At 60.9% G+C, this 11890-nt stretch carries 11 protein-coding genes and 1 riboswitch; of the genes, 5 read left to right on the top strand and 6 right to left on the bottom strand.

Translation table 11 applies throughout. The features are described 5' to 3' along the window. Positions 1-556 precede the first annotated feature (556 nt). Positions 557-1048 carry an RNA-binding protein gene (locus tag AB5Y84_RS02350; protein WP_005339200.1) on the top strand — a complete coding sequence of 164 codons (492 nt, stop codon included), beginning with the start codon at positions 557-559 and terminating at the stop codon, positions 1046-1048. Positions 1049-1055: 7 nt separating this feature from the next. Here the strand turns inward: AB5Y84_RS02350 and murI are convergent, their stop codons facing one another. From murI to nhaR, 3 genes are all read right to left on the bottom strand, one after another. After that, positions 1056-1859 (bottom strand): glutamate racemase, encoded by an 804-nt coding sequence (gene murI / locus AB5Y84_RS02345; RefSeq protein WP_368176289.1) that lies wholly within the window; start codon positions 1857-1859, stop codon positions 1056-1058. A gap of 108 nt (positions 1860-1967) precedes the next feature. Next, entirely contained in the window at positions 1968-3818 is a 1851-nt protein-coding gene (locus AB5Y84_RS02340) for a TonB-dependent receptor (RefSeq protein ID WP_368176288.1), read from the bottom strand. Positions 3819-3869: 51 nt separating this feature from the next. Further along, a riboswitch (cobalamin riboswitch) is annotated at positions 3870-4048 on the bottom strand. 35 nt (positions 4049-4083) lie between these two features. Then, the gene (nhaR, locus tag AB5Y84_RS02335; protein WP_113740700.1) at positions 4084-4986 is read right to left on the bottom strand and encodes a transcriptional activator NhaR; all 903 of its coding nucleotides are present in this window, start codon (positions 4984-4986) and stop codon (positions 4084-4086) included. A 109-nt stretch (positions 4987-5095) separates the two neighbouring features. Between nhaR and AB5Y84_RS02330 the strand changes: the two genes are divergently transcribed. The 4 genes from AB5Y84_RS02330 to AB5Y84_RS02315 all read left to right on the top strand — a co-directional run bounded on the left by AB5Y84_RS02330 (position 5096) and on the right by AB5Y84_RS02315 (position 8023). Continuing rightward, positions 5096-6022: a sodium-dependent bicarbonate transport family permease gene (locus AB5Y84_RS02330; protein WP_040069609.1), complete on the top strand. Its 927-nt coding sequence runs from the start codon at positions 5096-5098 to the stop codon at positions 6020-6022. A 4-nt stretch (positions 6023-6026) separates the two neighbouring features. Next, positions 6027-6329 carry a hypothetical protein gene (locus AB5Y84_RS02325; RefSeq protein WP_005321666.1) on the top strand — a complete coding sequence of 101 codons (303 nt, stop codon included), beginning with the start codon at positions 6027-6029 and terminating at the stop codon, positions 6327-6329. Positions 6330-6392: 63 nt separating this feature from the next. Continuing rightward, positions 6393-6902 (top strand): 5-(carboxyamino)imidazole ribonucleotide mutase, encoded by a 510-nt coding sequence (purE, locus tag AB5Y84_RS02320; RefSeq protein ID WP_088868060.1) that lies wholly within the window; start codon positions 6393-6395, stop codon positions 6900-6902. Continuing rightward, positions 6899-8023, top strand: a complete 1125-nt coding sequence (locus AB5Y84_RS02315) for a 5-(carboxyamino)imidazole ribonucleotide synthase (protein WP_368176287.1) — start codon at positions 6899-6901, stop codon at positions 8021-8023. The genes purE and AB5Y84_RS02315 overlap by 4 nt, the downstream gene beginning before the upstream one ends. Before the next feature lie 73 nt (positions 8024-8096). On the opposite strand, the gene AB5Y84_RS02310 is transcribed toward AB5Y84_RS02315, so the two are convergent. The 3 genes from AB5Y84_RS02310 to AB5Y84_RS02300 form a co-directional block, all read right to left on the bottom strand. After that, on the bottom strand, positions 8097-9287 hold the full coding sequence (locus AB5Y84_RS02310) for an MFS transporter (RefSeq protein WP_040069602.1): 1191 nt from the start codon (positions 9285-9287) through the stop codon (positions 8097-8099). A 109-nt stretch (positions 9288-9396) separates the two neighbouring features. After that, positions 9397-10140, bottom strand: a complete 744-nt coding sequence (locus AB5Y84_RS02305; protein WP_058052680.1) for a LytTR family DNA-binding domain-containing protein — start codon at positions 10138-10140, stop codon at positions 9397-9399. A gap of 46 nt (positions 10141-10186) precedes the next feature. Continuing rightward, positions 10187-11860, bottom strand: a complete 1674-nt coding sequence (locus AB5Y84_RS02300) for a sensor histidine kinase (RefSeq protein ID WP_335820356.1) — start codon at positions 11858-11860, stop codon at positions 10187-10189. Between the last annotated feature and the right edge of the window lie 30 nt (positions 11861-11890).

The raw sequence follows: 11890 nt of genomic DNA, 5'->3' as shown, positions 1-11890 counted from the left end.
TATTGCTAAGAAATCGTCTTGGTCACTTCACCAGACATTGAAAATCAAAAATTGTTTTTGATGCTCGATGCTGTGAGTGCCCACACAGATTGCTTGATTCAAATTGTTAAAGAGCGTCACGCTTGTCGCGTTGAGGAGGCGCATAATACGCTTCTCACTTCGAAAGTCAAGCGATTGTTTTCGCTTTTCTTTCGGCGCCCACTTCGCTAGGAAGCTGGCTCATCAGTTCGGCGTGTTCCGCCGTGCTGGTAGGGGCGCATTATAGGGAGCGGCGCTGCGATGACAAGACTTTTTTTGAAGAAAATCACGAAAATTTCAAATTATTCAATTAGAAACAGCTTATTCAGTGTATATATACAATGTTATCCACAATCCGGTTATTTCACTCCCATTTTAGCGTCATTTATGTCGCCTTCAGTGACCTTGGGAATGCCATACTGGAGCCGATAACCTCTCCCGAGTGGTCCATGGTAGCGCCAATCAGGAAAGCTGGTTACCATGGAGGTGAATATAGTGTTGCACCTTTTTTGCTTTCATTTACAAAAGGTCTTTTAAGATGAATTTATCCAAGTTTCCCGTATATATGCAGGCCGCAATCCTTGCTCTGGTATTGGCAGTGGTTGGCTACCTGGTTGCCCAGGCCCTGCAGTTCTCTTTGAAAGCGGAAGTGATTTTTGCAGCAGGTCTGGCCATCGGCGGTTTCGTGGTACCGCTGTTCCTGAAGCGAACCCCGGCCAATGTCGCCGAGTCGATCGCCAATCAGGAGACTTGCACCTTATATGTAGGCAACCTGCCATATCGCGCCAATGAGATTGCAGTGCGCGAATTGTTTGCCGAACAGGGCCAGGTCATTTCCGTGCGGTTGATGAAGGACAAGGCAACCGGCAAGCGCAGAGGTTTCGGTTTCGTGGAGATGCCCGCCGCCGATGCCGCCAAGGCGATTGCCGCGTTGAATGATAAAGAGTACCAGCAGCGCACCCTCAAGGTGCGTGAAGCGAATGACAAACGTGATAAAGAGGAAAGAGAAGGTAGCGAAACTGACGCCTAACCGCTCGTCAGTACTTCACCTCTTCCAGTGATGACAGCCCCCATGCTTGCAAGGGGGCTGTCAGTTTTTGGGCCTCCCCATCCAGCCGGGTACAGTAAGCCCTGGCAATCACCTCTTCTATATGTACAGGCTGCACGGCGGCGTGCCCGCCATTGCTCAGCAACCAGGCCACCCGTTTGGCAACTGCACTGCCCGAGTCGATCAGCTGGCATTGCGGCATCAGTTGCCCAATCTCTTCATTAAGTAGCGGGAAGTGAGTACAACCGAGCACCAGCGTATCCGGCTGCTCTTCCCCATCCAGCCAGTCGGCCAATACCTCGCGCAGCAGCGCCATATTGACCGGCAAGCCCGCCAGCTTGTGTTCGGCTTCTATGACCAGCTCGGTGGTGCCCTTGAGCAGCACACGCTTGCCGGGAGCAAACTGGGCGATCAGTTCGTGGGTATAGTCGCGGCTCACAGTGCCTGGCGTAGCCAGCAAACCGATACAACCGTTGCGAGTCTGTGCAGCGGCGGGCTTGATGGCTGGCACCACCCCCACCACGGGAACATCCAGTGCCTCACGCAAGGCCGGCAGCGCTATGGTGCTGGCCGTGTTGCAAGCAATCACCACCAGATCGATATGATGACGGGCCACCATGGTGGTCACCAAGCGGGTGCAGGCAGCAATCAGGGCGGGCTCGCTCAATTCACCATAGGGGAAGTTGGCGTTGTCGAAGCAGTAGAAATAGTTGTGTGCCGGCAGAACGCGGCGGATCTCGCGGTAGATGGTCAGGCCACCCATACCGGAATCAAACACGAGAATATTGGCCACTTGAGCTCCCCTTTGGTGCAAGGCGGCGATCATACTCCCGCCTGCCGCCAATAGAAAAGGCCCTGCCAATGGCAGGGCCCCTGATTTTTCCGCTTAGCCGGGTCCGGCTTAGAGTGAGTAATCCATTGTCACGTAATAAGCGCGCTCATCGGCAGGGTAACCCACCGACGTCTGATAGTGCTTGTCCAACAGGTTGTTGATCTTGCCCGATACCTTGAGCGCTGGCGTCACCTTGTAACCAACAACCAGATTCCACACGCTGTAGCCACCCAGCTTGGTGGTGTTGGCCACATCGTCATAGCGCTCTCCCTGATAGATCCAGCTCAACGAGCCATCAAACTGTTGCCACTGCGCCTGCGTAATCCACTTGGCCCCTTTGCGGGAGACCCGCTGCAACTGCTTGTCGGTCACCTTGTCTTTGGGATCCTTGTACTCGGCAGAGACCCTATGGCTCAACCAGCCGGTGTCGAACACCCCTTCCAGTTCGACCCCTTCAATGCGCGCCTTGCCAACGTTCTGCGGTGTCCACATACCCTGACTGTTGGGTGCCCACTGGATCATCTGTTCGAAGTCGTTGCGATAACCGGTGGCTCGCCACTCCACACCAGCAGTTTGACCATCCAGCATCAGCTCGCTGCTCTTCGACTCTTCCGGCTTCAAGTTGGGATTGCCTAACCCCGGATAGTAGAGATCATTAAAGGAGGGGGCGCGGAAACCGGTGCCATAACGGGCACTCAGGCGGTAATCCTCCGCGAAACGCCAGCCAGCACCAGTCTGCCAGGTGTTGTGGCGGCCATACTGTTCGTTGTCATCACTGCGCCCGCTCAGCTCACCCTGCCATGTCTGGTTGTCGAATTGGGCCAGGGCATAGACCCCGGTATTGTCCCGCTCCTTGGCCCCTGCCGGATAGGGGGAGCCAGAAGAGCGCGAGCGAGCGTCCAGCATGTCGCGCTGCCAGTCAGCACCGCCGCCGAGCGTCCACAACTCGTTCAGCTTGAGGCTGTTGACCCAGTTCAGGCTGTATTGACGGGTATAGCCACGATTATTGGCCTGATCACGGCCGCTATTGTCGAGATAGTCGTAGGCATCCTGTCTGGAGAAGGCGCCGCGCAGTTCGCTCAGATAGCGATCATCGTGATAGCGCGACCCCAGCTGATAGCTCTGGTTTTCAGTCCACGTTTCGGCTCGATGCGGCGCATAGTTTGCATCAGACCCCGCATACTGGGCCACATTGCGGAACCAGCGGGTCGTACCGAACAGATCCCAGTTGCTGCCGAGCGCCTGCTGATAATCGAGCATGGCGTTGTAGCCCTGATGCCCGTGACGGTCACCATCGTTGATGCCGGGCAAGGGGTGTACGTTGTAACCCTCTTCATCATCAAAACCGCCAGCCACCTTGAGCTGACCCGCCTCGCCCACCTGGCTGGCGCTACTGAAAGCAGCCTGGCGCTGTTGATGGGAACCGGCACCGATATTGAACTTGTGCTGATTGGTCCCCTTGTCGGGGCGGGTAATGATGTTGATCACCCCGCCGATGGCGTCGGAGCCGTAGATGGTGGCGCGTGGGCCACGAATGTATTCAATGCGCTCCACCTGATTGAGCGGCAGATTGTTCAGTTCGGTCATCCCGGCGGTCAAAGAGGCACTGCGCACCCCGTCCACCAGCACCAGCGTCTGAGAAGAGGTGCCACCACGCACCCGCAGCGAGCTGAGCTGGCCTCGGCCACCATTGCTGACCACTTCCACACCGGGCAGGGTTTTGACCACATCGGTCACGGTCTGGGCTTGCAGGCGATCGATCTCGTCCCGGGTCACCACATTGACCGGGGCAAGCACGCTGGAAGCAGGTTGGGCGACGCGGGTAGCGGTCACCACCATGGTGGGATTGACGGGAATGGTCAGCTGCTGGGCAAACGCCGCCGTCGGCAACAGGGCAGCCGCCAGAAATTTCTTCGACATGAGAGATCCTTAAGTTCGCGTAAGTATCTACTTCGTGGCCGGTTTCTCTCGGCCCGAAATACGAACTCTGGCAGGTCTTCGGGCTCGGGGGCTGATAGCCTACGGCGACGGCTTCCCGCCTGACGGCAGTGCCCTGATGTCGCTTCGTTCCCCCTTACCGCTGCGCGCCAGCTCCGGATTCTCACCGGATTCCCTATTAAGCATGATGCGCCAAAGCGGGAGGATTATAGGCAGAGCCAAGCTGGATGTATAGCCATCCAGATTTCTATTTCTTGCCAGCCAGCACCGCCAGCCTCTGCTGGGCCCCCTCCATTACCGCCTGTACCCCGGGATGGGAGAGATGGCGCCCTGCCGAAACCAGATAGTAAGAGAGAGTGACGTCGGTGAGGGTCGCAATTCGCTCCACCCCGTAGAGGCGACCAATTTCGTCAGCCATTGCCAGCGGCGCCGGGAAGATCCCCATCCCCGCCTTGCCGAACGACTTCATCAGGGTGGAGTCATCAAACTGCCCCACCAGATGGGGATGAATGCCCTGCTGGCGATACCACTCCAGCAGCCGATCGTGGGTGGCAGACTTCTCTCCGGGGATCAGCAGCGGCAAGCCCTCCAGCGAGGCGGGAAAACCGTCCCGCGCCCGAGCCGCCAGCTCGGGGCTGGCAAACAGCGCCAGCGGGCTGCGCCCCAGCTCGTGGTTGTAGCCGCGCACGCCGCTGTCGGGGGGAAGCGGGCGATCGATCAGCACCATGTCGAGCTTGTGACGGGCCAGCTCGCTGAACAGCTGCTCGGCCCGCTCCTCGTGACACACCAGCCGCAGCGGGGTCGCCAGCGCCATGGCGGGGGCCAGCAGCTCGAACGCCAGAGTGCGGGGTACCGAATCGGCGATCCCCACCTGCATGGTCAGTTCCTGACTGGCGTGGCGCAGGGTGTGCTCCAGCTCGGCGCCGAGCGAGAAAATCGCCCCCGCCTGCTCCTGCGCCTGCCGTCCGGCTGCGGTCAGCACCAGACGCCGCCCCACCCGGTTGAACAGCGCCACTCCGAGGGACTGCTCAAGCTCGGCGACCTGACCGCTGATGGTCTGCGGCGTGAGATGCAGCTGTTCGGCGGCCTGCGTCACGCTGCCGCTGCGCGCCACATGCCAGAAGTAGTAGAGCTGTTTGTAGTTGAGCATGCCGTTCCCTATCAGTTTTTACCGAACAACCATCAGCGAGAATCTGATTTTATCGAAACATTGCGGGCTCTAGCATGCAACCATTATCTGAACTGCCCTGCGAACCATCATGCTGGACGTTGTTGTACTCTTCTTTCTGTTTGGTCTGCTGGCAGGTCTGGTGCGCTCCGAGCTCAAACTGCCGCCTGCCCTCTACGACACCCTCTCCCTCTTTCTGCTTCTGGCCATCGGCCTCAAGGGCGGCGTCGGTCTGGCCCAGCAATCCCTGCAACCTCTGCTGCCACAGCTGGCGCTGGTGATCCTGCTCGGCGTGGTGCAGACCCTGCTCGGCTTTGCCGTGCTGCGCCTCAAGATGAACCGGGTCGATGCCGCCGCCACTGCCGCCCACTACGGTTCGGTCAGCGTCGCCACCTTTGCGGTCGGGGTGAACTGGCTCACCGAGCGGGGCATCAGCTTTGAATCCCAGCTCTCCATCTTCCTGGCTGTGATGGAGATCCCGGCCATTCTGGTGGGCATAGTGCTCGCCCGCGGCATCAGTCGCGAGACCCGCTGGCGCATGCTGGCCCACGAAACCTTCCTCGGCAAAGGGGTAACCCTGCTGCTGGGCGGCATGGCCATCGGCTATCTGGCCGGGCCGGATGGAATTGCTCCGCTCAAGCCGCTGTTTGTCGACCTGTTCAAGGGAGCGCTGGCGCTGTTCCTGCTGGAGATGGGCCTCATTGTCGCCCGTCAGTGTCAGGACTTACGCAAGCATGGCTTCTTCCTGCTCGGCTTCGCCCTGTTGATGCCGCTCGCCTCGGCGGGACTGGGATTGGCAGCTGGCCAGCTGATGGGGCTCTCCCTCGGCGGACTGACCCTGCTGGCGACCCTGGCGGCCAGCGCCTCCTATATTGCCGTGCCGGCTACCATGCGCATCGCCGTGCCTCAGGCCAATCCGGGGCTGTCCCTCAGCGCCGTGCTGGGGGTCACCTTCCCGTTCAACATCATGCTGGGGATCCCGCTCTACCACAGCTGGGCCCGCCACTTCACGGAGTAGCCACATGCAGACCGAGACCCGCACCCTGCTGACCGTCATCACGGAAGCCAATCTGGAGCCGACCCTGCTGCGCACCCTCACCCGCGAGGGGCTGCGCGGCTACACCATCACAGATGCCCGCGGCAGGGGGGATCATGGCGAGCGCAACGCCAGCTGGAGCGAGAGCGGCAACATCCGGCTGGAGGCCATCTGCAGCCGGGAGCAGGCGGAGCGGCTGCTGGCCCACCTGCAGAGTCGCTACTACCCCGACTACGCCATGATCGCCTTTCTGCAACCGGTAGAAATCGTGCGACCCGAGAAATTCTGAGCCGGCTTGCCGGCTCTTTTTGCTTACCAAAAGCAAACGTTTAACAGCAAGGAACCAATACACATGAACACCCCTCCGATGATCGGCCTGGTAATGGGCTCCGACTCCGACTGGCCCGTGCTGCAGGCCGCCGCCCGCATCCTCAAGGAGCACGGCGTACCCTACGAGGCACAGGTGGTTTCGGCCCATCGCACCCCGGATCTGCTGTTCGAGTATGCCGCCACTGCCCGCGAGCGCGGCCTGCGTGCCATCATCGCCGGAGCCGGTGGCGCCGCTCACCTGCCGGGCATGGTCGCCGCCAAGACCACTCTTCCGGTGCTGGGGGTGCCCATCCCATCACGCCATCTCAAGGGAATGGACTCGCTACTCTCCATCGTGCAGATGCCCAAAGGGGTGCCAGTCGCCACCTTCGCCATCGGCGAGGCGGGGGCTGCCAACGCCGCCCTGTTTGCCGTCTCTCTGCTCTCCGTTGCACAAGACGGCGACGCCCCCCGCTACCGGCAGCAGCTCGACGACTTCCGCACCCACGAGCGAGATCGGGTGCTGGCACTGCAACTGGAGGAGCCGACATGATCCTGCCTCCCGCCACCCTCGGCATGCTCGGCGGCGGCCAGCTCGGACGCTACTTCGTGATGGCCGCCCACCGCCTCGGCTACAAGGTGGTGGTGCTGGATCCCGATCCCGCCAGCATCGCCGGTGCCGCCGCCGATCACCATATTGTCGCCCCCTATGACGACACTGCGGCACTGGTCGAGCTGGCCAGCCGCTGCGAGGCCATCAGCTGCGAGTTCGAAAATGTGCCCGCCACCACCCTCGCCCTGCTCGAAAAACAAAAGCCGGTGCGTCCGACCGCCAGCGCTGTGCGCATCTGTCAGGATCGCCGCGAGGAGAAAGCCTTTCTGCGCGGGGCCAACATCACGGTCGCCCCCTATCTGGCGCTACTGCCGGAAGAGCCCATCCCCGCACAGGCCAGCGAACTCTTGCCCGCCATTCTCAAAACGGCCCGCGAGGGGTACGACGGCAAAGGGCAGTGGCAAGTGAGCGACCTGGATGAGCTGGCGACGGCGCTGGCAGCCAGTGGCGTGCCCTGCGTGCTGGAAAAACGGCTGGCACTGGAGGGGGAGTTTGCCCTGACCCTGGCCCGCAGTCCGAGCGGCGCCATCAGCGCCCTGCCGCTGGTGCAGAACTGGCACCGCGGCGGCATCCTCGATCAGACTCGCTCCCCGGCCAATGTGCCAGCGCTCGAGAGCGAAGCCAAAGGAATCGCCGAACACATCATCGCAGCCCTCGATTACGTCGGGGTGCTGACGGTGGAGTTCTTTCTGGTGGAGGGGCGACTGCTGGTCAACGAGCTGGCGCCCCGCCCCCACAACTCGGGCCATCCCAGCCTCGACAATGCCGCATGCAGCCAGTTCGAGTTGCAGGTGCGGGCCCTGTGCAATCTGCCGCTGCCAGAGCAGATCGCCGTGCGCCCCGCCCTGTTAATCAACCTGCTGGGGGATCTCTGGCAAAACGGCACCCCCGACTGGGCCGCCCTGCTGGCGCTGCCCGGCCTGCATCTGCACCTCTATGGCAAGGGCGAACCCCGCCCCGGCCGCAAGATGGGCCATATCACGGTAACCGGTGACGACTGGCCAATGGTGGAAGAGAGCTGCCGTCAGGCCCGCCAGCTGCAGGGGTTAACGCCGCGCTGATCGACCATCGGAAATGCAAAGACCCGGGCATGGCCCGGGTCTCTGTTTTTGCTTGCTGTGGCAGGGAGACTTATCAGGCCCGCTCGACCGCTACCGGTGCCGGCAGGCGGATGGTGAGGGAGAGCACCAGCGCCACCACCAGCAACACCAGGATCAGGTGGAAGGTCGCCATAAAGCCGCCAAACAGAGAGGCCACGATGGAGCCGATGATGCTGCCCAGACCAAAGCCCAGATAGATGACGCCGTAGTTCTTGGTCAGGTTGTTGAGACCGAAGAAGTCGCTCACCAGCGAGGGGTAGACGGTGATGGTGCCACCGAAGCTGAATGCCACACAGGCGACCGCCACGAAGAACAGATTGGCATTGAGCGGCACGAACAGCAGTAGCGCCATGCCCGCCAGGGTAATCAGCTGGGCGATGGTGATGACCCGGATGCGGGACATCTTGTCGGAGAGGATCCCCAGCACCAGACGGCCACCCAGGTTGGCCATGGCGATGATGGCGACGGCGTTGGCGGCGACCACGGCAGGCAGACCCACCATCTTCTCGCCGATATCCTTGGCCACGCCGATGACGTAGAGGCCGCTCATGCAGGCGGTGAGGAACATCAGCGCCAGCATCCAGTACTGCGGCTTGCGCATCGCTTCGGCCAGGGTGAAGTCACGGCTCTCGCTCTGCTGCACGGAAGCGGCCTGCTTGGGCGCATCCTTCATCAGCATGCCGCCTACCAGCACCATGGACATGGCAATCAGCCCCCACAGCTGGAAGGTGGTCTCAAGGCCGGAGCTGGAGAGCAGCAGCAGGTTGATGTATTTGAAACCGAGACTGCCGAGGCCATAGGCCCCGATGGAGCAGGCGGAGATGAGCCCCTTGCGCTCCGGGAACCACTTCACGCAGTTGGAGAGGGTCATCAGGTAGCCGGTACCGTCGGCAAAACCGACCAGAATGCCCGCACAGAGGTAGAGCATCGCCAGATTGCTGGCGTGGGCGGTGAGGAAGAAGCCGATGCCGAGCAGCACACCGGCGCCCAGGGTCACGTTGCGCACCCCGAACCGCTCCTGCAGCTTGCCCGCCATGGAGGAGGCGACTGCCAGCGAGAGGCTGAGCAGGCCGAAAGCGAAAGCGACCTGACTCACCGGCTCGTCCAGCTTGTCGGAGAGCTGGGCGTTGAACAGGCTCCAGGTGTAGACAGAACCCAGTGCGAACTGGGTGATGATGGTACCGATCAGTGTCAGGTACCGGGTGCGATTCATCTCTTTGGTCATGATGCGTCTCGGTCGATGGCCTTAAGGAAATTGAGGCCACTATAGGCAAGACGCAGCTCGCGCCGATCGATTAAGGCATGAAATGCAGATCGGCGGGAATGAATGACAATCAGAGCCGCATCAGCTGACGGAACGCCTTGATGTTGCTGCGACTGACCGGCACCTCGAACGGCAGATCATGGAGCCGGATGAGATAGGTGCTGTTAAACCAGGGGACGATTTCACGGATCTTGTTGATGTTGACGCAGTAGGAGCGGTGGCAACGGAAGAACCCCTCGGCAGGCAGCCGGCTGACAAACTCGCTGATGGTCATGGTCATCACGTAGCGGTCATCGCGGGTATAGACATAGGTGAGCTTCTCGTCGGCTTCCGCGTAATAGATCTGCTCGCAGGGGGTGACGATGATGCGCTCCCCCTTCACCAGATTGACGGTGCGATTGTGGGGGCTGCTCCCCTCGCCGCTCGCCTCCCCTGTGGTGGCTGGCTGCGACTTGCCCGCATGCTCGAGCTTTTGCAGCAGATTGATGATGCGGGGCTCGTTGTAGGGCTTGAGGATGTAGTCGAACGCCTCCAGCTCGAACGCCTCCACCGCAAACTCCTTGTAGGCGGTGACGAAGACAATGTGGGGCGGATGGCTCGACTTGTGCAGGTTCTTGGCCAGCAGCAGGCCATCGATGGAGGGGATCTGGATATCCAGAAACACCACGTCCACCTCGTGATCCTGCAGATATTTGAACGCCTCCAGCCCATCCTCAAAGCTCGCCACTATCTCGATCTGGCTGTGCTGATTCACCAGATAGATGAGCTCCTCGCGAGCCAGATACTCGTCTTCCACAATGATCGCTTTCAGCATGACAACACCTCTCGCGGCACACACTTATCCTCAGCCATGATGGCACTCAGCATGGCATCGACTCCTGATCCGGCAGATAGAAACTCACTTCGGTACCCGGCTCCAGCCGCTTGAGGTGCAGGCCGTCGCCATAGAGCAGCTTGACCCGCTGATGCACGTTCATCAGGCCGATGCTGCGACTCTCCACCCGCCCGGCGGCGACCCCGTCGATCACCTCCTGACTGATGCCGTAACCGGTGTCCCGCACCGCCACACGGATGCCGCCAGCCAGCTGCTTCACCTCGATGGTGACCCGACCCGGCGCACTGCGGGGCTGGATGCCGTGCAGGATGGCGTTTTCCACCAGCGGCTGCAACAGCAGGCTCGGCACCTCGATATGCACGTCATCCACATCGAACACCACCTCCAGCTTGTCGCCAAAGCGGGCCTGCTCGATGGCCACGTAGTCGCGCACCTGCTGCAGCTCCTCCTGAATGTCGATCAGTTCATCCCCCTTGTTGAGGTTGTAGCGCAGGTAATCCGCCAGATTGGCGATCAGCTGGCGCGCCTGCTGGGGCCGAATGCGGATCAGCGACGAGATGGCGTTGAGGGCATTAAACAGGAAGTGCGGGTTGATCTTGCTCTGCAACGCGGTGAACTCCGCCTTGCGAGTCATCTCCTTGAGCTGCTCGATGCGCGACACCTCCATCTGGGTGGAGATGAGCTGGGAGAGGCCCACCGCCATCTCCCGCAGGGAACTGGTGATGCTGTGGGTGCGGCGGTAATAGATCTTGAGGGTGCCGCTCACCGAGCCGTTTTCCCGCAGCGGAATAATGATGACCGAGTGAAAATCGGAGAGGTGATACTGGCGCAGATCGTTGTTGATGATGATCTGGTCGAGCAGCACCGCCTGCTGGGTCATGCCGCTGATGGCGTGGTGCTCATCCAGCTCGTAGTAGTCCTTGCCCACCCCGACATAAGCCAGCACGTCATGGGTATCTGTGATGGCCACCGCATCGGCGCTGATGTCGCGCCGGATCACATCGCACACCTGACTGAGGGAGTGGCGATCGATGTTCTGGAAGAAGGGCAGCGTCTTGTTGGCGATATCGAGCGCCAGCTTGGCCTGCTTGGCGGCAATCAGCTCCTTCTCATCATCCAGATCCTGCACCAGCTTGATGATAAGGCCGATGCAGAGCGCCCCGGCGATCATCGGATAGGCGATATGGTTAACGATCTCCACCCCGACTTCGTGGGGCTCGGTCAGCAGCCAGATCAGCAGCATGGTCAGCCCTTCGCAGAGCATCCCCGCCAGAATGCCGTAGAGCCAGAGCCGCGACTTGCGACAGCGCAGGTGCAACCAGGTGGCGAGCAGACCGGCGATGATGCTGGCAATCAGGCAAGGGATGGAGGTGTGACCATCCATGTCGATGAGGTAGCGGTGCAGGCCGGAGATGACCCCGGCCGGAATGCCGACCCAGGGGCCGAACAGGATGCCGCCGGAGATGATGGCGATGATCCGCACGTTGATCAGCGCCCCCTCCACCGGAATGCCGGTGTAGGTACTGAACACCGCAAACAGGCCGAAGATGGAGGCCACCAGCACCAGCTCCGCCGGGGTGTGATCCCGCTTCTGGAACAGCCGCTGGAACGGCCGGGTGCGGGTCAGGAAGAAGAGGGTCATCAGCATCAGCGCCGCCCGCTCGAACACCGCCAACAACATCATCTGATTCTCAAGCATCTGCGCCCCCTTGCGGCAACCCAACCGATC

Origin of the sequence: Aeromonas sp. s11 (genome assembly GCF_040907945.1) — a bacterium.
GTDB classification, from domain to species: domain Bacteria; phylum Pseudomonadota; class Gammaproteobacteria; order Enterobacterales; family Aeromonadaceae; genus Aeromonas; species Aeromonas veronii.
Note: the sequence above shows the minus strand (reverse complement) of the source record. Positions and strands in the feature narration are given on the sequence as shown.